17 protein-coding genes and 1 pseudogene are annotated in these 22650 nt (G+C 64.6%); 7 read left to right on the forward strand and 11 right to left on the reverse strand.

The features are described from left to right. Positions 1-19: 19 nt before the first annotated feature. Positions 20-3616, reverse strand: a complete 3597-nt coding sequence (cobN, locus tag F6B93_RS12975) for a cobaltochelatase subunit CobN (protein ID WP_211695470.1) — start codon at positions 3614-3616, stop codon at positions 20-22. 195 nt (positions 3617-3811) lie between these two features. Here cobN and cobG point away from each other — a divergent pair, with 195 nt between their 5' ends. The 3 genes from cobG (at position 3812) to F6B93_RS12990 (ending at position 7155) form a co-directional block, all read left to right on the forward strand. Next, positions 3812-4915 carry a precorrin-3B synthase gene (gene cobG / locus F6B93_RS12980; protein ID WP_211695471.1) on the forward strand — a complete coding sequence of 368 codons (1104 nt, stop codon included), beginning with the start codon at positions 3812-3814 and terminating at the stop codon, positions 4913-4915. A gap of 129 nt (positions 4916-5044) precedes the next feature. Beyond that, positions 5045-5671 (forward strand): precorrin-8X methylmutase, encoded by a 627-nt coding sequence (locus tag F6B93_RS12985; protein WP_211695472.1) that lies wholly within the window; start codon positions 5045-5047, stop codon positions 5669-5671. After that, positions 5668-7155: a precorrin-2 C(20)-methyltransferase gene (locus F6B93_RS12990; RefSeq protein ID WP_211695473.1), complete on the forward strand. Its 1488-nt coding sequence runs from the start codon at positions 5668-5670 to the stop codon at positions 7153-7155. The genes F6B93_RS12985 and F6B93_RS12990 overlap by 4 nt, the downstream gene beginning before the upstream one ends. Positions 7156-7192: 37 nt before the next feature. Here F6B93_RS12990 and F6B93_RS12995 read toward each other — a convergent pair whose 3' ends face one another. From F6B93_RS12995 to F6B93_RS13015, 5 genes are all read right to left on the reverse strand, one after another. After that, the gene (locus F6B93_RS12995; protein WP_211695474.1) at positions 7193-10102 is read right to left on the reverse strand and encodes a PPE family protein; all 2910 of its coding nucleotides are present in this window, start codon (positions 10100-10102) and stop codon (positions 7193-7195) included. Positions 10103-10425: 323 nt separating this feature from the next. Continuing rightward, positions 10426-11676, reverse strand: coding sequence for a class I SAM-dependent methyltransferase (locus F6B93_RS13000; RefSeq protein WP_211695475.1), 1251 nt, complete (start codon positions 11674-11676; stop codon positions 10426-10428). Between the two features lie 47 nt (positions 11677-11723). After that, entirely contained in the window at positions 11724-14630 is a 2907-nt protein-coding gene (locus F6B93_RS13005) for an MMPL/RND family transporter (RefSeq protein WP_211695476.1), read from the reverse strand. Continuing rightward, a complete protein-coding gene (locus F6B93_RS13010; protein ID WP_211699455.1) occupies positions 14627-15058 on the reverse strand; it encodes an MmpS family transport accessory protein in 432 nt (143 codons plus the stop codon). Before F6B93_RS13010 ends, F6B93_RS13005 begins: the two co-directional genes overlap by 4 nt. Before the next feature lie 205 nt (positions 15059-15263). After that, a complete protein-coding gene (locus F6B93_RS13015) occupies positions 15264-15932 on the reverse strand; it encodes a hypothetical protein (RefSeq protein WP_246540738.1) in 669 nt (222 codons plus the stop codon). A 178-nt stretch (positions 15933-16110) separates the two neighbouring features. Here F6B93_RS13015 and F6B93_RS13020 point away from each other — a divergent pair, with 178 nt between their 5' ends. Continuing rightward, positions 16111-16443: a heme-binding protein gene (locus F6B93_RS13020; protein WP_211699457.1), complete on the forward strand. Its 333-nt coding sequence runs from the start codon at positions 16111-16113 to the stop codon at positions 16441-16443. A gap of 67 nt (positions 16444-16510) precedes the next feature. After that, positions 16511-16792, forward strand: a complete 282-nt coding sequence (locus F6B93_RS13025; protein ID WP_211695477.1) for a hypothetical protein — start codon at positions 16511-16513, stop codon at positions 16790-16792. Positions 16793-16802: 10 nt separating this feature from the next. On the opposite strand, the gene F6B93_RS13030 is transcribed toward F6B93_RS13025, so the two are convergent. Together F6B93_RS13030 and bla are read right to left on the reverse strand one after the other, a co-directional pair. Continuing rightward, on the reverse strand, positions 16803-17429 hold the full coding sequence (locus F6B93_RS13030) for a cysteine hydrolase family protein (protein ID WP_211695478.1): 627 nt from the start codon (positions 17427-17429) through the stop codon (positions 16803-16805). A 74-nt stretch (positions 17430-17503) separates the two neighbouring features. Then, positions 17504-18433: a class A beta-lactamase gene (bla, locus tag F6B93_RS13035; RefSeq protein WP_211695479.1), complete on the reverse strand. Its 930-nt coding sequence runs from the start codon at positions 18431-18433 to the stop codon at positions 17504-17506. A gap of 138 nt (positions 18434-18571) precedes the next feature. Between bla and F6B93_RS22900 the strand changes: the two are divergent. Further along, a pseudogene (locus tag F6B93_RS22900) lies at positions 18572-19201 on the forward strand (DUF2275 domain-containing protein); the annotation flags it as partial. 180 nt (positions 19202-19381) lie between these two features. Beyond that, on the forward strand, positions 19382-19936 hold the full coding sequence (gene sigC / locus F6B93_RS22905) for an RNA polymerase sigma factor SigC (RefSeq protein ID WP_246541139.1): 555 nt from the start codon (positions 19382-19384) through the stop codon (positions 19934-19936). Positions 19937-19941: 5 nt separating this feature from the next. Here sigC and F6B93_RS13045 read toward each other — a convergent pair whose 3' ends face one another. From F6B93_RS13045 to cbiE, 3 genes are read right to left on the reverse strand one after another with little or no spacing between them, the layout of a single operon-like run. Next, positions 19942-20676 (reverse strand): cobalt-precorrin-6A reductase, encoded by a 735-nt coding sequence (locus tag F6B93_RS13045; protein ID WP_211695480.1) that lies wholly within the window; start codon positions 20674-20676, stop codon positions 19942-19944. After that, entirely contained in the window at positions 20673-21428 is a 756-nt protein-coding gene (gene cobM, locus F6B93_RS13050) for a precorrin-4 C(11)-methyltransferase (RefSeq protein WP_211695481.1), read from the reverse strand. The genes F6B93_RS13045 and cobM overlap by 4 nt, the downstream gene beginning before the upstream one ends. Beyond that, the gene (gene cbiE / locus F6B93_RS13055) at positions 21425-22606 is read right to left on the reverse strand and encodes a precorrin-6y C5,15-methyltransferase (decarboxylating) subunit CbiE (protein ID WP_211695482.1); all 1182 of its coding nucleotides are present in this window, start codon (positions 22604-22606) and stop codon (positions 21425-21427) included. The genes cobM and cbiE overlap by 4 nt, the downstream gene beginning before the upstream one ends. Between the last annotated feature and the right edge of the window lie 44 nt (positions 22607-22650).

Below are 22650 nucleotides of genomic sequence, written 5' to 3' on the forward strand. Positions count from 1 at the left end.
AGTGTCAACCTACCTGGCGCTAGCCCTCGAGATCGCCCTCGGTTTCCAGCAGCACCTGGCGCAGCCCGTCGAGGGTGGCGGGTTGCGGCTGGGCCCACATGCCGCGACCGGCGGCCTCCAGGAGGCGTTCGGCCATACCGTGCAGCGCCCAGGGGTTGGACTCCGTCATGAATTTGCGGTTCTCGCGATCCAGGACATAGCGCTCGGTCAGTTGTTCGTACATCCAGTCAGCCATGACCCCGGCCGTCGCGTCGTAGCCGAACAAGTAGTCGACCGTCGCCGCCATCTCGAACGCGCCCTTGTAGCCGTGCCGGCGCATCGCCGTCATCCACCGCGGGTTGACGACGCGAGCACGAAACACCCGGGTGGTCTCCTCCGACAGCGTGCGGGTGCGGATCGCGTCGGGTCTGGTGTTATCGCCGATATAGGCGGCCGGCGCTTGGCCGGTCAACGCGCGCACAGTGGCGACCATGCCGCCGTGATATTGGAAGTAGTCGTCGGAATCGGCGATGTCATGTTCACGGGTGTCAGTGTTCTTGGCAGCCACTGCGATCCGCCGGTACTGGCGGTTCATGTCGTCGATCGCCTCGCGGCCATCGAGATCACGCCCGTAGGCGAACCCACCCCATGCCGTGTACACCTGCGCCAAGTCCGCGTCGTCGCGCCAGTTGCGGCTATCGATCAGTTGCAGCAATCCCGCCCCATAGGTGCCCGGCTTGGAGCCGAAAATTCTTGTGGTGGAGCGTCGTTGATCGCCGTGCTGGGACAGGTCGGCCTGCGCGTGTGCGCGCACGTAGTTGTGGTCTGCGGGTTCGTCGAGGTCGGCGACCAAACGCACGGCGTCGTCAAGCATGGAGACGACATGCGGGAAGGCGTCCCGGAAAAAGCCGGAGATCCGCACCGTCACGTCAATGCGCGGGCGTCCCAGCTCAGCCAGCGCAATCGGCGCCACGTCGACGACCCGTCGCGACGCGTCGTCCCAGATCGGCCGAACGCCCAGCAGGGCAAGCACTTCAGCGATGTCGTCGCCGGCGGTGCGCATCGCCGAGGTGCCCCACACCGACAAGCCGACCGATTGCGGCCATTGGCCATGGTCGTCGCGGTAACGCGCAAGCAATGAATCTGCCAGTGCCACACCGGCTTCCCAGGCGAGCCGCGATGGCACTGCCTTGGGGTCGACGGAGTAGAAGTTGCGTCCGGTGGGCAGTACGTTGACGAGGCCGCGCAGCGGCGATCCCGACGGTCCGGCCGGGACGAAACGTCCGTCCAGCGCCCTGAGCACCTGGTCGATCTCGGAACGGGTGCCGGCCATCCTGGGTACCACTTCGGCGGCCGCGAATCGCAGGACCGCAGCCACTTCCGGGTTGTCGGTGAGCTGGTCGACGGCGGCTGCGTCCCAGCCGGTGGCTTGTAGTGCGGCCACGAGCTCGCGGGCCGCGGCCTCGGCCTCATCGACCGATGACCGTTCGTCGGTGCCGTCCTCCGCCAGGCCCAGCGCCTGTCGCAGCCCCGGGATCGCCTGCTGGCCGCCGAACAGCTGGCGGGCCCGCAAGATCGCCAGCACCAGGTCGAGTTCGGGCTCCCCGGTTGGTTCTTGTCCGAGAATGTGCAGGCCGTCGCGGATCTGGACGTCCTTGATCTCACACAGCCACCCGTCAACGTGCAGCAGCATGTCGTCGAACGAGTCGTCAGCAGGGCGTTCGGTCCATCCCAGGTCGTGGTCCATCTTGGCCGCGCGGATCAGCGTCCAGATCTGCTGGCGGATGGCGGGGAGCTTTGCGGGATCCAGGGCAGCGACCGAGGCGTGCTCGTCGAGCAACTGCTCGAGGCGCGCGATATCACCGTAGGTTTCGGCGCGGGCCATGGGAGGAATCAAGTGGTCGACGAGCACCGCGTGCGCTCGCCTTTTAGCCTGAGTCCCCTCGCCGGGGTCGTTGACGAGGAACGGGTAGATCAACGGCAGGTCGCCCAGTGCGGCATCGGGGGCGCAGGTCGCCGACATCCCGAGCGTCTTTCCCGGTAACCACTCGAGGTTGCCGTGTTTGCCCAGGTGCACGACCGCGTGGGCTCCGAAGCCCCCGGGAAAGTCGCTATCCAGCCACCGGTAAGCGGCCAGATAGTGGTGGCTGGGCGGCAGGTCGGGGTCATGGTAGATGGCGACGGGGTTGTCCCCGAAACCGCGCGGCGGCTGCACCATCAGGACCAGGTTGCCTGCTCGCATTGCGGCGATGACGATTTCGCCGTCGGGGTCGTTGCTGCGATCCACGAACAGCTCACCCGGAGGCGGCCCCCAATGCGCGGTGACGGCGTCGGCCAGTTCGGCGGGCAAGGTGGCAAACCAGTCCCGATAGTCCTTGGCGGACACCCGGATCGGGTTGCCAGCGAGTTGTCCGTCGGTGAGCCAGTCGGGGTCCTGGCCGCCGCGTTCGATCAACGCGTGAATGAGAGCGTCGCCGTCACCCGCCTCGACGCCGGGCACATCGCCCACCTGATAACCGCGCTCACACATGGCCCGCAGCAAGACGACCGCGCTGGCCGGCGTATCCAAGCCGACGGCGTTACCGATGCGGGCGTGCTTGGTCGGATATGCGGAGAACACCAGGGCGACCCGCTTCTCGGCGGGCGCGATGTGCCGCAGTTGCGCGTGCCGGACCGCCAGACCGGCGACGCGCGCGCAGCGCTCGGGGTCGGCGGCATACGAGATCAGCCCGTCGTCGTCAATCTCCTTGAACGAGAACGGAACGGTGATGATGCGGCCGTCGAATTCCGGCACGGCGACCTGTGTAGCCACATCCAGTGGCGACAGGCCGTCGTCGTTGGCGCACCACTGCTCCCGAGGACTGGTCAAACACAATCCCTGCAAGATCGGGATGTCCAGGGCCGCAAGGTGTTCGACATTCCAGCTGTCGTCATGACCACCGGCCGCCGCGTCGGCTGGCTTGGCCCCGCCCGCGGCCAACACGGTGACCACCATCGCGTCGGCGTCCCCAAGCCGGTCCAGCAGCTCCGGTTCGGCGGTGCGCAGCGATGCGCAGTAGACCGGCAGCGCCTGCCCACCGGCATCGTCGATCGCGCGGCACAACGCCTCCACGTAGCCGGTATTGCCCGCAAGGTGCTGCGCACGGTAGTAGAGCACCGCAATCGTTGGGCCGGTCCGACCCGCATCCGGGCGTTCCAGCAGCCCCCACGTCGGGGTAATGACCGGTGGAGTGAACCCGTAGCCGGTCATCAGCACGGTGTCACACAGGAAGGCGTGTAACTGACGCACGTTGTCGACTCCGCCGTGTGCCAGGTAAATGTGCGTTTGGACGGCGACGCCGGCTGCAACGGTGGATAGTCCGGTCAACTCGGCGTCGGCCGCCTGCTCACCGCTGACCAGCACCGTCGGCAAGCCACTGGCGATCACCGCGTCGATGCCGCTCTCCCAGGCTCGGTAGCCACCCAGTATCCGCACCACCACCAGCGATGAGTCGGCCAGCAGATCCGCCAGTTCGGTGTCGATTTCGGGCTCCGCCAGCCGCGCCGGATTGGCCCACCGAAAGTTTTTGCCGCTGGATCGGGCAGTGATCAGGTCGGTATCGGATGTCGACAACAGCAGGATGGTCGGCTCGGACACTCACCATTCCTACCGCAGCGGGGCTTGCTCGTCATCTGCGGCCGGGGCACGCGGATCCATTGTCAGCCCGTGCGAACGTCGAAGTCGGCGACCTTCGGCACAGCGCATAGTCGGTTCGCTACGCCGATTGGGCTGGGCAGTCGGCGGATTCGCAGGCAGGACCGCCCGTCCGCGTGGCTCCCGTACGGTGGACAGGTGGAACGGACCCGCGACACCGACGCTTGCCCGGGCGCGCTGCAGGTTCACCATGCCGCCGATGGCGCGCTGGTCCGGGTTCGGTTGCCGGGCGGGATGATCACCGCCGCGCAACTCGCGACGCTGTCGGGTGTCTCGAGCGGCTTCGGCTCGGGAACGCTGGAGCTGACCTCGCGCGGCAACGTCCAACTGCGTGGGATTTCCGACGTGCGCGCGGTTGCCGAGGCGATTGCCCCCCGGCTCATCGATGCCGGGCTGGTGCCGTCGGCGTCGCATGAGCGAGTCCGCAACATCGTCGCGTCGCCGCTGTCGGGCCGTGTCGGCGGGAACATGGACGTACGGCCATGGGTGGGCGAGCTGGACGCGGCAATCTGCGGTGCACCCCAGCTCGCAGAGTTGGGCGGGCGATTCTGGTTCAGTCTCGATGACGGCCGCGCTGACGTCGCCGGCCTGGGCGCCGACGTCGGTGTCCAGGCGCTAGGCGAAGAAATTGCGTTGGTGATGGCCGGCAGCGACACCGGCATCCGGCTGGCCGTGCACGAGGTGGTGACGACGCTCATCGACCTGGCCTGCAGGTTTATCGAGATTCGCGGAACGGCCTGGCGCATCAAGGAATTGGCCGATCCCACCGTCCTGGTGCCCGGCAGGGAACTGGGTGCGCAGTGTGCCCCCGTCATCACTCCGCCGGTCGGCTGGATACCCCAGGACGACGGCCGAATTGCGCTGGGCGCCGCGGTGCCGCTGGGGGTGCTGCCCGCCCGCGTCGCGGAGTATATCGCCGCAATCGACGCCCCGATGGTGGTCACGCCGTGGCGATCGGTTTTGGTATGCGATCTCGAAGAGCCAGTCGCTGACGCCGCATTGCGGGTGCTGGCGCCGCTCGGTTTGGTCTTCGATGAGAATTCTCCCTGGCTGCGGGTGAGCGCCTGTACCGGTAGCCCGGGCTGTAAGTACTCGGCCGCCGATGTGCGCGCGGACGCGGCGCAGTCGCTCGATGCCGGCGAGGCGGTGCACCGGCACTTCGTCGGTTGCGAACGCGCATGCGGGCGCCCGCCCGCCGGCGAGGTGCTGGTAGCCACCGGCGATGGATACCGGCCGCTCTGAAACACAAGAGATCTCGTCGGGCGGGTATCCAGGGCGGCGACACGCCGAAAGGCTCTGCCACCTACACACACTGGAAGCCACGTGAGCACACTCGATGAACTTCTAGGCCAGACGTCTTAGGGTGAGCGAGTGCTCGACTACATCCGCGACGCGGCCGAGATCTACCGGCAGTCATTCGCGGTGATCCGCGCGGAAGCGAACCTGTCGCGGTTCCCCGATGACGTCGAGCGGGTCGTGGTGCGGCTGATCCACACCTGCGGGCAGATTGATGTTGCCGAGCACGTGGCCTACTCCGACGATGTCGTTGTGCGGGCTCGGGATGCCCTCGACAAGGGTTCCCCGGTGCTGTGCGATTCGTCGATGGTGGCGGCCGGGATCACCACGGCGCGGCTGCCCGCCGACAACCAGGTGGTATCGCTGGTTGCCGACCCGCGTGCGGCCAAATTGGCTGCCCGCCGGGGAACTACTCGCTCGGCGGCCGGTATGGAGCTCTGGGCCGAGCGGCTGGCCGGTGCGGTGGTGGCCATCGGCAACGCTCCCACAGCGCTGTTCCGGCTGCTCGAATTGATCGACGAGGGGATATCGGCGCCGGCCGCGGTCCTCGGTGGGCCCGTTGGTTTCGTCGGCTCGGCGCAGTCCAAGGAAGAACTCATCCAGCGCCCGCGCGGAATGTCCTACCTCGTGGTACGTGGCCGGCGCGGCGGCAGCGCCATGTCCGCCGCTGCCGTCAACGCGATCGCGACCGACATCGAATGACGGCCCGAGGCACGCTATGGGGAGTCGGGCTGGGACCCGGTGACCCGGAATTGGTGACGGTCAAGGCCGCTCGGGTGATCGGCGAGGCCGATGTGGTCGCGTACCACAGTGCCCGCCATGGCCGCAGCATCGCCCGCGGTATCGCTGAAGGGTATCTGCGGCCCGGTCAGATCGAGGAGCACCTGATCTACCCGGTGACCACCGAAGTGACCGATCATCCCGGCGGCTACGCCGGCGCCCTCGAAGACTTCTACACCGACGCCACGCGACGGATCGCCGCGCATCTCGACGCTGGACGCAATGTGGCCTTGCTGGCCGAGGGAGACCCGCTCTTCTACAGCTCCTATATGCATTTGCACACCCGACTGACGAAACGGTTCAACGCCGTCATCGTGCCCGGGGTGACGTCGGTGAGCGCCGCGTCGGCCGCGGTTGCCACACCGCTGGTGGCCGGCGATGAGGTGCTGTCGGTGCTTCCGGGAACCCTGCCGGTCGCCGAGCTGACCCGTCGGCTGACCGATGCCGACGCGGCCGTCGTGCTCAAACTCGGGCGCTCGTATCACAATGTCCGGGAAGCGCTTTCGGCGTCAAGCCAACTCGACGACGCCTTCTACGTGGAGCGGGCCAGCACCCCCGAGCAGCGGGTATTGCCCGCCGCAGACGTTGACGAAACCAGCGTGCCGTACTTCTCGCTGGCCATGCTGCCGGGAGGCCGGCGGCTGGACCGGCCATCGACCGTCGGCGGCGTCGCCGTGGTAGGCCTGGGACCCGGCGACACCGACTGGATGACGCCGCAGAGTCGCCGCGAGCTGGCCGCCGCGAGCGACCTCATCGGCTATGGCCGCTACCTGGACCGCGTTCCGGACCGTGACGGCCAGCGGCGCCATTCCAGCGACAACACCGACGAGCCCGCCCGAGCCCGGCTGGCCTGCGCGCTGGCCGAGCAGGGGCACGCGGTGGCGGTGGTCTCGTCCGGCGATCCGGGAGTCTTCGCCATGGCCACGGCCGTGCTCGAGGAAGCCAAACAATGGCCTGGGGTGCGCATCCGGGTGATTCCGGCAATGACGGCCGCCCAGGCCGTCGCGAGCCGGGTCGGCGCCCCACTCGGCCACGACTACGCGGTGATCTCGTTGTCGGACCGCCTCAAACCGTGGGACGTGATCGCTGCGCGCCTCGCCGCCGCGGCCGCCGCCGATCTGGTTCTGGCGATCTATAACCCGGCGTCGGCGTCACGGACGTGGCAGGTCGCCGCGATGCGCAAATTGTTGCTGACCCACCGCGACCCCGGGACGCCGGTCGTGATCGGGCGCGCGGTATCCGGCCCTGTCGCGGGGCCGGACGAGGAGGTTCGCGTGGTGCGGTTGGCCGATCTCAATCCCGCAGACATTGACATGCGCTGCCTGCTGATCATCGGATCCTCACAGACCCAGTGGTATTCGGCGGACACACACGATCAGGTGTTTACCCCGCGTCGCTATCCCTAGCTAGCCGCGCCCGCCTTCGGGGCTACCGTGTTGCGGACTACGGCGTCGTGCCCTGGAGGAACCACCCCGCGAGCCGTTGACCAATGCTTCCAATCCCAGAAACGAGGCTGTTATCAGCCAAGGGGAGGATGCCCAAGTTGCCCAGCCCCGAAACGCCGGTGCCGAAGTTCGAGAAGCCCGAGGAGACGGCACCGAAATTGTTGTAGCCTGAAGCGAACGCGAGCCCCGCGGGACTCTCGGTAAACAGGCCCGACAGGCCGGCGCCGTTATTGCCAAATCCCGAGTTGCCACCAGTACCAGTATTGAAAAAGCCCGACGACGGTGTGGTGCTCGAGTTGAACAATCCCGGCGCCGGCGGAACGACGAACTTCGCGACGACGGTGCCGGGGAGAGTGACGTTCGGGATGGTCAGCCCGGGTGTGGTGAATCCGCCGAGGCCGACACCGGGGATCGCGAGCGCAGGAGTGGTAACCGCGGGGATGCTGATTTCCGGCAGGGTCAGCTCACCGACACCGAAGCCGGGAATGGTAAACGGATCGGTGGTCGCCGAAGGGATGCTGATCTGCGGCAACGCGAACCCGGCGACCTCAATCGGGGGGATGCCAAACGCAGCGGTGGTCACCGAAGGGATGCTGATTTGCGGCAACGCGAACCCGCCCACGTCAATGGGGGGGATGCCAACCGATGGGATGGCAACCTCAGGGAATGTGATTCCCGGCAACGCGAAGGGGTTCACCCCACCGCCAGAAATTACAAGCGGTGGGATGGTAAATGCAGGGGTGCCGATCGACGGCAAAAGGAAACCGCCGACCACAATGGGCGGAATGCCAAACGATTGGATTGTGACGTTGGGCAGCACGAAGGCACCGATTTCAACGACCGGAAACACTAGGTCACCTATTCCGCCGCCTCTTAGCGTAGTTGGGGTAATGGTAAACGGCGTCAAATTGATGCTACCACCAATAGCGGCATTGTCGGTTATTGTAATTATACGAACAGGATTTCCCGCATTACCCGGGAAACCGATCGTGGGAAAATCGACGTTGGGAAAATTGAAGCCGTTTATCGTTACGACAGGTGCGGTGATCGAGTTGATCGTAATAATGGGCGTAGTTATTTCGGGTATGCCTAGCGCAGGCGTGTTAAACCCTCCCACAAATGCCGAGCCAGTGGCTATGACTGTCTGCGGAACCGAGATCTGAGGCGTAACGATTTCGGGGAATAAAAACCCGCCCACAACTCCGCCCGATGTCGTTACCGGCGGAATTGATATGCTCGGAGTAGTTATTTCCGGCAAGGAAAACCCGTCAACAACTATCGACGGTATGTCGACATTCGGAGTTTCCATCCCGGGAATCGTTATTCCGGGCAACCCGAAACCCTCTACAACAATCGGCGGTATGTCGACTTCGGGAGTCGATATCGAAGGTACAGCTATGTCGGGCAAGCCAAACCCGCCTACCACGATATCGGCCGGCGTCGTTACCGCCGGAATAGATATCGACGGTAGCGTTATCGCGGGCAAGTCGAAGGCGGGAACGTCGATCCCAGGTATCTCGACTGGGGGCAGGCTTATATCGGGTGTGGTGATTGCGAACGTAAGGCCACCCTGTCCATTGCCCCGCCAGAAGAATCCATTATTCATGTTGCCCGTGTTGAACGCGCCGGTGTTGATGTTGCCCGAGTTCACAAAGCCGGTGTTGGTGTCACCGGTGTTGAAGCTACCCGTGTTAGACGAGCCCGGGTTCACGTCGCCCGTGTTGTAGCTACCCGTGTTCCCGCTCCCCGTGTTTGCATCGCCCACGTCAAAGCTGCCCGTGTTGAAAGAACCCGCGTTGAAGAAGCCGGTGTTCGCGTCTCCGGTGTTCCACCAACCTGTGTTGTAGCTGCCCGAGTTCCCGATGCCAAAGTTTCCGTGGCCCGAGTTAAAGAAACCGATATTTCCGTTGCCCGAGTTAAACAACCCGATATTGTTGGTGCCCGAGTTCAGGCCACCAATACCAACCTGGTTGCTACCGGTCAACCCAATACCAATATTGTTGTTTCCGGTGTTCGCAAAGCCGATGTTCCCGCTGCCGATGTTCGCAAATCCCAGGTTTGAATTACCCAGGTTTGCCGGACCGATGTTGAGGCTGCCTAAGTTGCCGAATCCGACATTGTTGCCGCCAAAGTTTCCAGAACCGACATTGTTGCTGCCAAGGTTTCCGCTGCCGAAGTTGAGGAAACCCACGTTGCCGCTACCCACGTTGGCGAGGCCGAGGTTGGCCAAACCCAGGTTAAAAGCGACCGTCCTCATCGGGGCCGCTGCCTCGGCGAGCGCCGTCGGGGCCGCGACGGGGCTGGCCGTGGTCGCGCTACTCATGGCCTGGCTGGCCGCCGGCGCGCTGGCAATCGCGCTGGCTAACTGGGTGGGCAGACCTGCCAGGTTCTTCAGAGGCTGACTAACCTGCGGCAATGCCGACAGAACGGACGAAGCCGCGGCACGATAGCCAGACATCGCAGCCACATCCTGTGCCCACATCTGCTCATAGGCGCCCTCGGCGGCCGCGATCGCCGGGGCGTTTTGCCCAAGAAGATTCGACATCACCAACGACACCAACTGAGCACGGTTGGCCACAACGACCGCCGGATTCACCGCCGCAGCCCGCACCGCCTCAAACGCAGCCGTAATCGTGCGGGCCTGCAGGGCCGTTTGCTCGGCCTGGGCCGCCGCCGCACCCAACCATCCCGCATACGGCGCTGCCGCCGCCGCCATCGCCGCCGCGGCCGGACCCCGCCACGCCTCCCCCGCCAAACCGGAAGTCACAGAGCTAAAGGAACTCGCCGCCAAAGCCAACTCGACAGCTAACCCATCCCAAGCCAGCGCCGCCGACAACATCGGTCCCGTGCCCGCACCAGAAAAGATCCTCATCGAGTTGATCTCGGGTGGCAGTACCGCGAAGCTCATCAAAACCCACCTCACTCATAAGCCCCGGTAACTGACCACCCCGCACGAACATCCTCAGCCTGAACGACGGAAATCTGCAGGTCAACGGCGTATTAGCAGGTTGATACCGGCCACCCGGCGACCCCGCCGGCGGTCGTCTCACACTGAGATTCTGACCTGCGCCATCGATGAGAATTGGTCCCGTTTGCGTCTCAGCGTGAGAAATTTTCTGTCCGCATCTCGCACCTGACCTTCGTCGCTGTCGATGGGCCAGCGAAACCGTTGGGCTGCGACCTGTTGGTCGTTTGGTAGCTGGTGGAGATTGATGCGCTGCCGGCCGGCCCCTAGCTGGCCGCGCCCGCGTCCTTGGCGACCGCCACGAAATCAAGGCGCCACAGCGAGCGAAACAGCTGGCGGCCGAACTCCTCCAGGTCCGCCGGGCCGACGGAAGGCGACTCGGCTCCGTGGGCCACCCGCTCGGCGATCTCGCGGATGGTGCGCCGGCCATCGACGTTCTGCAGAAAGGCCAACTGGACGGGGCTGGGTGCCATGCGAAAACCCGGCCAGTAAATATCCGTGTCGGCGACACCGCACCGAGTCCGCATCACCGGAACGTAGTCGAGCGCGTCAGCCGTTGTGAAATCGATGGTGTAGCAATCCTTGGGCCGGTCGGGATGGCACGCCATGAAGAGATGGGCGCCGTTCAATGTCTCCAGACGTTCCATCACGGACCAGATCGTCATCTCGGGCAACGCGTTCAACATTGCATAGAACTCGCTATGCGGAACGAAGAAGTCGTGCGGGTAATAGGGTGTCTTGTGAAACCAGCCCTGAAACGCCAGTCCGGCGGCGGTCACCAGATCGACACACTGCTCGACGGTGTAGCTTCGTTGTCGGGCGTGCAGGAAAGTGTCGACCATGGCCGCATCGTCCTGCAAGTCAAGGGCTTTCGTGAGATAGCTGCGCACAGGGTGGTGCGCCGGCAGCAGCGAGATCGCTTCCTTGGCGAGCTTGATCGATGCATCGTCCTGTCCGAATCCGAGATCGCGAAAGACCGATTCCACGAGTTCGACGCCGATGCGCCCGTACCTGGCGTAGAGCATCGTCGCGATGACGCCGTCAGGCCGCAGACAGCTGCCCAGCGCTTTCATGCCGGCCAGCGGATCGGCCATGTGATGTATCACGCCGGTGGAGACAACGAGGTCAAAGGCGAGTCCTAGCGTCGCCACCTCTTCGATCGGTAGCAGATGCAGCTCGAGGTTGGCCAGATCGTACTTGTCCTTCAAGTACTGGTGGTGCTGCAGGGAAGGCTGACTGATATCGATCGCCACTATTCTCGCCGCACGGTTCGTGAAGGCGAAAATTGCCGCCTGGTTGGTGCCGCAGCCCGCGATCAGAATGTCCAGATCGGGCTGGTATTCCCGGTCGGGCCAGAGGATCCGGTGGGAGTACAACGGGTCGAACCACTCCCAGTTCGCGGTGGTCCATGCCTTGAGATCCTCGATCGGGGGCGGGTACTTCCAGCGCTGATACTGAGTAGAGACCCCGTCGGCGCGTGGGTCGGCGCCGAGGTCGGCTCGCGGCTCGTCCTTCACTTCTGCGGTGGCTCCTTCGGTGACCGGCTAGCGCCGGAACAGCAACCCTAACCAGCGGGCTGTTTCGTCGCCACATCTGATTCCTCACCGAGGAGGAGAGACCGAACCAGCCGACGCGGCCCAAAAGGCCGCAGCATGTGGCTGGCTGGGCGCGGGCGCACTCGTTGCGGCCACCAGAACCAGCGCCCCAGCAACGCGGCGATCGATGGCGTCATCAGCGAGCGCACGATCAGCGTGTCAAAGAGCAATCCGATGCCAATCGTGCTGCCGGCCTGGCCGATCGAGCGCAGGTCGCTGGCCACCATGGATAACATCGTGAAGGCAAAAACCAGACCCGCCGCGGTCACGACACCGCCCGTTTCGCCCATGGACCGGATGATGCCGGTCTTGAGTCCCGCGCCGATCTCCTCCTGGAACCGCGAGACCAGCAATAGGTTGTAGTCGGATCCCACCGCCAACAGGATGATCACGCCGAACACCGGCGCGATCCAATTCAGCTCCAGGCCCAGCAGATGCTGCCAGACCAGCACTGACAGCCCGAATGCCGCGCCCAACGACAACAGCACCGTGCCGACGATCACCAGGGACGCGACCAGCGCCCGGGTTATGATCACCATGACGGCGAATATCAGTGTCAGGGCGGCGATTCCGACGATCATGATGTCGTATTTCGAACCGGTTTGGATGTCGTTGTACACCGCAGCCGTTCCGGTGAGATAGAACGCGGCATCCGACAGTGGTGTGCCCTTGACGGCAGCGCGCGCGGCCTGCAGCGCCGGCTTGACGGCCGAGATTCCCTTCGGGGTTGCCGGATCCGCGTCGTGGGTGATGATGAAGCGCGCGGCTTTACCGTCGGGCGACAGGAAGAGCTTCAAACCCCGTTGGAAGTCTGGATTGTCGAACGCCTCCGGTGGCAGATAGAAGTAGTCGTCGGCCTTCGAGGAGTCAAACGCCTGGCCCATGGCGCTGGCCGTGTCGGTCATCCGAGACATCTGGGTGACCATCCCCGAGAAGCTACTGTGCAGCCTGAGCAGCGTCTGTTGCATGGACTTCGAGACCGCGATGATCGGCGGAAATTCCACCAGCATTTGGGGCAAGAGCGCATCAAAGCTATTCATGTCGCCGAGCAGCGTGTCCATGTTTTCGCTGAATTTGTCAACGCCGTCGATCGCCTCGAAGACCGATTTCGCCGCCCAGCAGACGGGGATGTTGAAACAGTGCTGCTCCCAGTACAAGTATCCGCGGACCGGACGTGCGAAATCATCGAAATCAGCGAGATGATCCCGCATCTCATCCAACGTGGCCTTGATGTCGTCCATGTCGCTGACCATCCGATGGGTGGTATTGCTCATGCGGTTGAGCACACCCTGCATACGTTGCATGGACGCGATCAGGGCACCGAGATCGTCGCTCATTGTCAGCAGATCGGCCATACGGTCATCCACAAATTGCAGGTTCTCTTGTACGGTGACCGCGGACATGCTGACCTGAAACGGGATCGACGTGTGTTCGATCGGGCTTCCCAACGGCCTGGTGATGCTTTGCACACGCTCGATTCCGGGTGTGCGGAAAACGTCTTTGGCGATTCTGTCCAGCAAGATCATGTCCGCGGGATTGCGCATATCATGGTCACCCTCGATCATGAGGATGTCGGGATTCAATCTGGCGGCACTGAAATGGCGTTCCGCCGCGGTGTATCCGACGTTCGACGGCAGCTTCTGCGGTATATAGAACCGGTCGTTGTAGCTGATCTTCATGCCCGGCACGACCAGTATGCCGACGAGGACGATCATCAGCGACGCCACGAAAACCGGCCCGGGCCAGCGGACGGTCGCGGTGCCGATCCGCCGCCATCCGCGGACCTTGATGGTCCGTTTGGGATCGAGCAGCCCGAACCGGCTCGCCACGGCGACGATGGCCGGCGCTGCGGTCAACGCACCGGCGACGACGACCAGCAGTCCGACTGCGGATGGAATGCCCAGCGCCTTGAAATAGGACAGCCGCGCCAGGTGGAGGCACAGCACCGCACCGGCGATCGTGAGCCCCGAGCCCAAGATAACGTGATAGGTGCCGCGAAACATGGTGTAGTAGGCCGTTTCCGGGTCTTGACCGGCCTGACGGGCTTCCTGATAGCGGCCGATGAGGAAGATCGCGTAGTCGGTTCCCGCTGCAATGGCCAGCGACGACAACATGGCGACAACGAACGTCGAGAATCCCAGCAGATGGTGGTGCCCGAGAATGGCGACAATCCCCCTGGCCGTACCCATTTCGAACCCGACCATCGCGAGAACCAGTAGGACGGTGGCAACCGAACGATAGACGATGGCGAGCATGGTCATGATGACCACGCCGGTCACTCCCATCATCGTGAACATGCTCTTGTCCGCGGCCTCGTTCATGTCTGTGGTGAGCGCGGCGGGGCCGGTGACGTAGACCTCGAGCCCGTCAGGCGGCGGCGAACGGTCCACGATCGTGCGCACTGCATCGACGGACTCGTTCCCCAAGGTGCTGCCCTGGTTGCCCGCTACGTTGAGTTGGACGTAGGCGGCCTTGCCGTCCGAGCTTTGAACGCCAGCGGCGGTGATTCGGTCTGCCCACAAGTTGTGAACGTGCTGCACATGGGTGGGGTCGGCCGCCAGCCTTGTCACCAAGCCGTCGTAGTAACGGTGCGCTTCGTGGCCGAGCTTCTCTTCGCTTTCCAGGACAACCATCACGATGCTGTCGGAATCGGACTCGCGAAACGTCTTGCCGATGCGTTTAGCGGCGATCATGGCTGGCGCATCTTGCGGCGACATCGTGACCGCGTTCGCCCGTGCGACAAACTCGATTTGCGGTACGAGAACGTTCACCGCGATCGTCAAGACGAGCCATCCCAGGATGATCGGCACGGCGAACGCCCGGACCATCCGTGCGTAGAGCGGACGGATATCCCCTTCGACGTAGTTGTCGCTCATGCGGCCTTCACCAGGCAGAAGGTCTGGGCGTGGTGTGCGACGGCGATGTGCTCGTCCTTGACATCCCCGTTCACGACGATGCGACAGCCAATGCGGCCGCTATCACCCTGGGCCACGACATTGGCGATCACGGACGGGATCGTGGTCGTCATCGTGAACGTCCACGGCAGGCTGGTGAAGTCCGCCTGCGCGGGTTCGGCCGTCCTGGTCAAATAGCTGACGCTGCCCGTGGTGGCGGCAGGCCCGAAGACCTCGTAGGTCACCGTCTTGGGATTGAACGGCACGATTGTCTCCGCCGCGGTGCCTGTCGACGAAAAGATTTCGTCGGATCCGAATACACCACGGAGCCGGTTGACCGCCAGGGCGCCCATGGCAACCGCTACCACCACAACGAGCGGCACCCACGTCCGCTTGAGCAAGGCGAAAATCGGAGTCTCCCTCCGCTCTTTGGCCGCGTCATGGGTGCGGCTGGCCGTCAGTCTATACCATACCCCCTATAGTATTTTGGTTTGTGTGCCAACTCATGTTCGGACAGTGAACTCACGCAATCGCCCAGGCAATACTGGGTCGATCGTTACGCGACGAGTGCAGTGACGGATTCACATACCGTGTGCGGTTGGCACTCGATACCGCTCACGCGGTGATCGAGTCGCGGTTCGAGTTGAATATTCCCGCTCGAAACAGGATCAGGCCGCTGACCACGAGCACCCAGACCGGAAAAGCCATAGCCACCCACATGCTGACGTCGCTGGCGGCCAAGAGCCCCAGGGCCACAAGGTAACTCACCGCGACCAACCACCGCGGCATGAGCCCGGTCTTCCGCCACATCGTCGCCAGCGACATCATGAACACCGCCGCCATCCTGACCCCGTAGGTCTGGCTCGCAACCACAAGGATATTTCTGCCGAGTTTGGCGACTTCGGCATGAGCGGACGCGTCCGTCACACCCTCGTTGCTGGCTACGAGCGCAGCCGCCACCGCCGTCGCCACGAAGAGCATGGCCACGAACAACACGCCGCTGCCCAAGAACACGGTGGCGAAAAAGCGGTCCTCGTAGCGCCCGAAGCTGTCGCGAACGGCACCGACGAACCACAGGAAGCTGATCCCCGCGAACGGCATCAGCACCGTCGCGGTAACGATGGCGCCGCGCTCTTCGCTCAACCAATCCGCCAACTCGGCCACGTCGCCGGGCATTCCCGTTCGAATGAGAAGCAAGGTTGCGCCGAACAGCACGGCGAACACCACGCCGGACAGCGCCGCCGCGCGCGGCGTGGTCAACTGGTGCACGCCAGCTTGCGCCACGCTGCGATGGTCTCACGATCCCCACAACCCAAACCAGTTCCCCGATGCCAGCCGGCCTGGCAATCTGACGGTCAGCGTTAATTAACACCCTAGAAAATTGCTGCTCGACTCCACTAGGCTCGTGCTCGCCGATCCGCATCGGTTTTTACCTGGTAATCACCTCAACGAGGAGGCCGCCATGTCGTTCTCAGCCCCCGCTGTGCGTCGCGTGATCGCGACCTGTGTCTTCAGCGGCGCCATGCTATGCGCTAGCGGTGCGATCGCGGCGGCCGATCCGCCCAACTGCACCGCCGCCGACCTGGCCCGTGTTTCATCCGGTGTTTCGAATGCGACGTCCGACTACCTTTTCAGCCACCCCGATGTCAACAACTTCTTCACGGGCCTCAGGGGCCAGAACCGCGATGAGATGCGCAACAACGCGCAGAGCTACCTCAGCGCCAACCCGGCGATCAAGGCCGACCTGGAGAACATTCGCCGCCCCTTGAACGAGTTCAAGAGTCGCTGCCAATAGACCTATGCGTGCCGCGCAAGATCCGTCAGTCTGTGATCGAGCGCGGCCCTTCGAAAGGACAACCGCCATGCAACTCAAGCGGATCTACCTCACCGCGATTCTCGCCGGCATTCCCGCCGCGGCAGCCGCGATGCTAGCCGGATTCATCGCGAGTCCACCACATGTCCAACTCAGCTCCGCCCCTCTTCAGCACGCCCCCCGTGACATCGTCGACGTCGACGTCGACGTCGACATACCAAAAATCAACGGGATTCCCGACGTCATCCCCGACATCCCCGTGCCGAACATCAACCTGCCCAGCGTCAAGATCAACCCGGGGCACGTCGGCGCGCCGGGACGGGGACGATAGGACACCTCGCCTACCGCGCTTCCTTGCTGGAGCCAGTCGATGCGGCCATCGCCGCCACGACGCCGTCGGTTGTCATGATTCGACATCCGAGAAAGCGCAGGTTGTCGACCGACGCTCGGTGCATCGCGTCGTTGCGCGTCCCGTTGGCGTCATCGACGAAGATCACGTCGAAGTCGCGGGTAAAGGCACTGCGCGACGTGGTTTCGCAGCACAGATTGGTCATGGCTCCGGTCACAATGAGCGTGGTGATTCCGCGCTCACGTAGGTGGCGTTCGAGACTCGTGCGCATGAACGCGTCGTACGTGTGTTTGTCCTGAATCAGCAGATCGTCCGTCCCGACCGGAACCTGGGGCAGCAGCCGCCAGTCGTCGGAACCGTGGACGATGTCATCACGCCAAAAGCGCGACAGCACGCTATCGGGGTCAACGTCGCTGTGCTGCGTCAGAACGACGGGCATCTTGGCCGCGTGCGCGGCATGAATGAGCCTGATGACGTTCTCCAGTTTCCCGCCGACGAGGTACGGACCGAACCGCCCCTGGCAGTCGATGGCGACCAGTGCGGTGGCGACGGGATCGATCGGCCCGGCGGACCGATCGCACACTGGGCTCCGCTCGTCTCGCTCTGGCGGCATGTCCATCGCTTGCAAACCTAGCGGCAAAACGTTCGGTGCGTCCGCGCACCGACCACACCTCGTTGACGGCCTGCACGCGCCTAAGACAGCACCCCGGCAACGCACGTCGCTGCGGCCGCAACAAGATCGTCACTCCACTTTGCGTCATACCCGCCGTCGGCGCGATCGGACATGATTGCCACGACGTGCGGCACACCACTCGGCGACCAGACAACGGCGACATCGTTGGCGCGTCCGTAGTCACCCGAGCCGGTCTTGTCGACGACCTTCCAATCGGCGGGAAACCCCGCCCGGATCCGCTTGGCGCCGGTGGTGCTGCGTGCCAGCCAATCGATCAGCAGTGCACGTTTGTCGGGGGCCAGCGCATCGCCGAGAACCAGCTGTCGGAACACGAGGGCGATCGCACGCGGAGTCGTGGTGTCTCTCTGGTCCCCGGGCGGATTCCGGTTCAGCTCCGGCTCCTCTTGGTCCAACCGGCTCACCGTGTCGCCCAGGCTGCGCAGGTAGCCGGTGAATGCGGCGGGCCCGCTCGTTGTTCCCGCAAGCTCGTTGAGCAAGAGATTGGCGGCGGTGCCGTCGCTGTAGCGGATCGCCGCGTCGCAGAGCTGGCCGATGGTCATTCCGGTCTCGACGTGTTGTTGCGTCACCGGCGAGGCCGACCGGATGTCGTCAGTGGTGTAGGCGATCACGGTGTCCAGTTGAGCGAGCGAGTTCTTGTGCAACACCGCAGCGGCGAGTGGCGCCTTGAATGTGGAGCAGAACGCGAACCGCTCATCGGCGCGGTAGGCGATTGTGGCGGTTGCGTCGGCAGCCACGACGTCGACCCCGAGTCTGGCCTCGAATTCGCGTTCGAGATCGGCAAAGCGATCGGCTAGCTTCGGCCGCGCCAAAGCCGTGGTCGACACGGGGGCATCGCTTCTCGCCGGGCGTGTACACGCTGCCAACGAAACCACCAGGGAGGCCGCCAGCAACTCCCGCCGGCCGAATCCGTTGAGCCCCGGAGTGCGCATGCCGCAGTATCACATGCCGCCGTCGGCGGGCCGGGAGCAGACAAAGAACGGCTACCACCAAGCGTGTCAGAGTTCCGCCTTCCGCGAGCCGAGAACCACACCTTTGCGCACAGATGAGCGATGCGCAACGATGCAGGGATGCGGTGTGAAACGGCGCGTGAAGCTTTGTCGGCGCGACTCGACGGCGAGCGCCCGCAAATACTGGCGCAGCAGGTCGACGCCCACCTGGATTCGTGTCGCCGTTGCCGCACCTGGCTGATCGGCGCGGCCACCCAGACTCGCCAGTTGACCACCTTCGAGGCTGGCCGCGGCCCGGATCTGACCGACCGGATCATGGCGAAGGCGGGCTTGGACGCAGCTTCGCACCATCGCCGGTGGCTGCGTGCGGTGGGCTCGCGCTACCGGCGAGCGGGACTCATCGGCGTGGGTGTCTTCCAGGTCGTGATCGCGGCCGCCCAGATCGGCGGTGTCGACTTCGGCATGGTGTCTTCCGCCGGGCACGGAGCCATGTCCGGTGAGCATTTGATGCACGAATCCACCGCCTGGCTGCTTGCGTTGGGTTTGGCCATGATCGTCGCCGGAATCTGGACCGTCATGGCGGTGGGCGTGGCGGCGATCGTCGGTGTCTACTCGGTGGCGCTGGCGAGCTACGTGGTGGTGGACGCCTTTGGCGGCGACGTGACCACGGCCCGCATCGCCAGTCACCTGCCACTGCTGGTCGGCGCGGTTTTCGCGCTCTTGGTTGCGCGGGAAAGGACCGGGGAAGGGCGGTCGTGGCCCGGCGATGCCCCGGCGGGCTTCGGCGAGGCGTTGCTTCCCGCGCCGGTTCCCAGCGGCCGCCGTCGCGGGCACTTACGGCCGATCAACCGGTCGGCGGCCGGCGTTATACCTGCGGCTACGACGGCCGGTCGTATACCCGCTGACCTTCCGGGGCTAAGGTCTATGCCCATGACCGCGTCCAACGACGACGAGTCCGTAACTGAACTCGCCTTGTCGGCCGCCAAGGGGAACACGCGAGCACTCGAGGCTTTTATCAAAGCCACCCAACAGGACGTGTGGCGATTTGTCGCCTATTTGTCGGACGTCAGCAGCGCCGACGATCTCACCCAAGAGACCTTCCTCCGAGCGATCGGTGCCATCCAGCGGTTCTGTGGACGCTCCAGTGCTCGAACTTGGCTGCTGGCCATCGCGCGCCATGTCGTCGCCGATCACATTCGCCGCGCCCAGTCGCGGCCCCGGACCGCCCACGGGGCCGATCCCGAGCACATGCACGACGGCGACCGCCACACTCGCGGATTCGAAGACCTCGTGGAAGTGACCACGATGATCGCCGATCTCACCACCGAGCAGCGGGAGGCTCTGCTGCTGACGCAGCTACTCGGATTGTCTTATGCCGATGCCGCGGCGGTGTGTGGGTGCCCGGTGGGCACTATCCGTTCCCGGGTCGCCCGCGCGCGCGACGCGTTGCTCGCCGACGGCGAGCGCGATGACCTGACCGGGTAGCGAAGTCACCGGGGTCCCAGGCAGGCGACCCAGTCGGCGGCATCCGCTACGGAGGGCACGGCGCGCACCCCATGCGGCAATTGCGGGCGCGACACCATCACCACCGAAATATCAAGCGCTGCTGCGGCATCGAGCTTCGCGCGGGTCATGTCGCCGCCGCTGTTCTTGGTGACAAGCGCGTCGATGCGGTGCTCTCGCAGCAGCGCGAGTTCATCCTCGACGCGGTACGGCCCACGGGACAACACCAGCTGGTGACGACGCGGCAATGTGGGTTCATCGGGTGCGGTGACGGCGCGGATCAAGAACCACGCGTTGCTGTCGACAAACGCTGCCGTCGCGCTTCGGCCGGTGGTGAGGAATACCCGCGAAAACCCTTGTTGTTGAACGATTTCTGCCGCCTCGATATCCGAGGTCGCGACAATGGCGGCACCGGGGTCCCACGCAGGGCGCGACAGCACCAGATGGGGTATGCCCAAGTCGGCGCACACCTGCGCGGCGTGCGCGGTGATCGTTGCCGCGAACGGATGCGTGGCGTCGATGACGGCGCCAATCCGCTCATCATGCAGCCAGCGGCGCAGCCCCTCGACGCCGCCGAACCCGCCGATGCGCACCGGGCCGAGCGGAAGGGCCGGGTCCGGTACCCGGCCGGCCAGCGAGCTGACAATGGGGACACCCGGGTGCAGCAACTTGGCCAAGGCGCGCGCCTCCGCGGTGCCTCCAAGCAGCAGCACCCTGGTCAATGCGCGCCCCTGGTGCGTCGCGCCACCGAATACAAATAGCTGTCGGTGAACCCCGTGGCGGCCAGCACATCACCGACAACGATGACGGCAGTCTTGGTGATGTTGGCGTCGTGCATCTGCGCTCCGATGTCAGCCAGGGTGCCGCGCAGCACCGTCTGCTCTGGCCAGCTCGCGAAAGCTACTACCGCTGCGGGAGTTTCGGGTCGATACCCACCCGCCAGCAGCTCCGGAACGATCGCATCGATCTGCGCTGCGGCGAGATGCAGGACTACGGTGGCTCCGGCCTGGGCAAGAGTAGTCAAGTCCTCGCCGGGCGGCATGGGGGTCGATAGCGTCGAAACCCGGGTGAGCGTGACCGTCTGCGCCACCCCCGGCACGGTGAGCTCGCGCCCCAGCGCGGCAGCGGCCGCGGCGAAAGCCGGCACGCCCGGCACGATTTCGTAGTCGATGCCCAGCCCGTCAAGCCGGCGGCACTGTTCGGCGAGCGCACTGTACAGCGACGGATCACCCGAGTGCAGCCGGGCGACATCGAGCCCCGCCGCGTGCGCCCCGGCGAGTTTGTTGATGATCGCATCGAGCGTCAGCGGGCCGGTGTCGATGATCGTGGCGTCGGGCGGACAGTGCGCCAGCAGGTCGTCAGGCATGATCGAACCCGCATACAGGCATACCTGGCAGCGATTGAGCAACCGTTGGCCCCGAACAGTAATCAGGTCGGCCGCGCCCGGGCCGGCACCGATGAAATAGACCGTCACGGCTTGGTCGCCGTCCACTGGGTGACTGGCATCTGTGGGCGCCAGCCGGTGAAGCTGCCCAACGGTTCGCCATGATAGTGGCAGAACCGGTGCAGTTCTCCCCCGAACCGTGAATATGCTTGTGCCAATGCGGCTTCAGTTTCCACGGTGACCGCGTTTGCGACCACCCGTCCGCCGGTAAGCAGGTTTTCGAAACAGGCCTCGAGGACACCGGGTTGGGTGAGACCGCCGCCGACGAAGATCGCCTCGGGGCACGGCGCTCCATCGAACGCTTCGGGTGCGTCGCCGCGCACATCGATACTGACGCCGAACGCCGCGGCATTGAATCCTACGTTGAGGCGGCGCCGCTCGTCACGTTCGAACGCCACCGCCGTGCAGCCGCGCCAACTGCGGCACCACTCGACGGCAATGCTGCCCGAGCCTGAGCCGACGTCCCACAATCGCTGCCCTGGCCGCGGCGCCAGAGCCGCCAGGGTCACTGCCCGGATGGCGTGTTTGGTCATCTGCCCGTCGGACACAAACGCTGAGTCGGGGACAGATGACGTCCGCTCGTCGGGCAGATACCGCACGGCGATCACGTTGAGATCGTCAATGTCGCTAATGTCGGAGTGGGTGTTGGTGGCCCAGTCCTGCGCGGTGCCGTTGCGGCGGCATTCGGCAGGGCCGCCGAGTTGTTCGAGCACGGCGAGTTCGGAGTCGCCGCGACCGTGGGCGTTGAGCACCACCGCCAGCGCCTTCGGCGTGGACCCATCGCTGGCGAGCACAATCGCCTGGCCACCCCGGCGCACCGCGGTGCTCGTCGCCGCGGTGACCAAGCTGATCACCTCGGTGTCGTGGACATTCCAGCCCATCCGGGCACACGCTAGCGTCACCGCTGACACGTGTGGCAATACGGTCACTTTGTCAGCGCCGAAAAGCCGGATCAGGGTGCCGCCGATGCCATGCAACAGCGGGTCACCACTGGCCACCACATGGACGTCGGCGCCGTCCGGCGACAGGCCCCCGACGGCGGGCAGCATCGGTGACGGCCACTCGTGACGTGCGGCGGTGACCGTGTCATCCAATAGGTCGAGTTGTCGGCGTGACCCGTGAATCACGGTGGCCCTGTGTAATTCGGATCTGGATCGTTCGGCAAGGCCCGCCATGCCGTCAGCGCCGATACCGACAATGATGATCATGAGCGCCGATCCTCCTCATCGCTTCGCTCTGCGTCGTCGATGGC

The organism is Mycobacterium spongiae, assembly GCF_018278905.1.
Classification (GTDB): Bacteria; Actinomycetota; Actinomycetes; order Mycobacteriales; family Mycobacteriaceae; genus Mycobacterium; species Mycobacterium spongiae.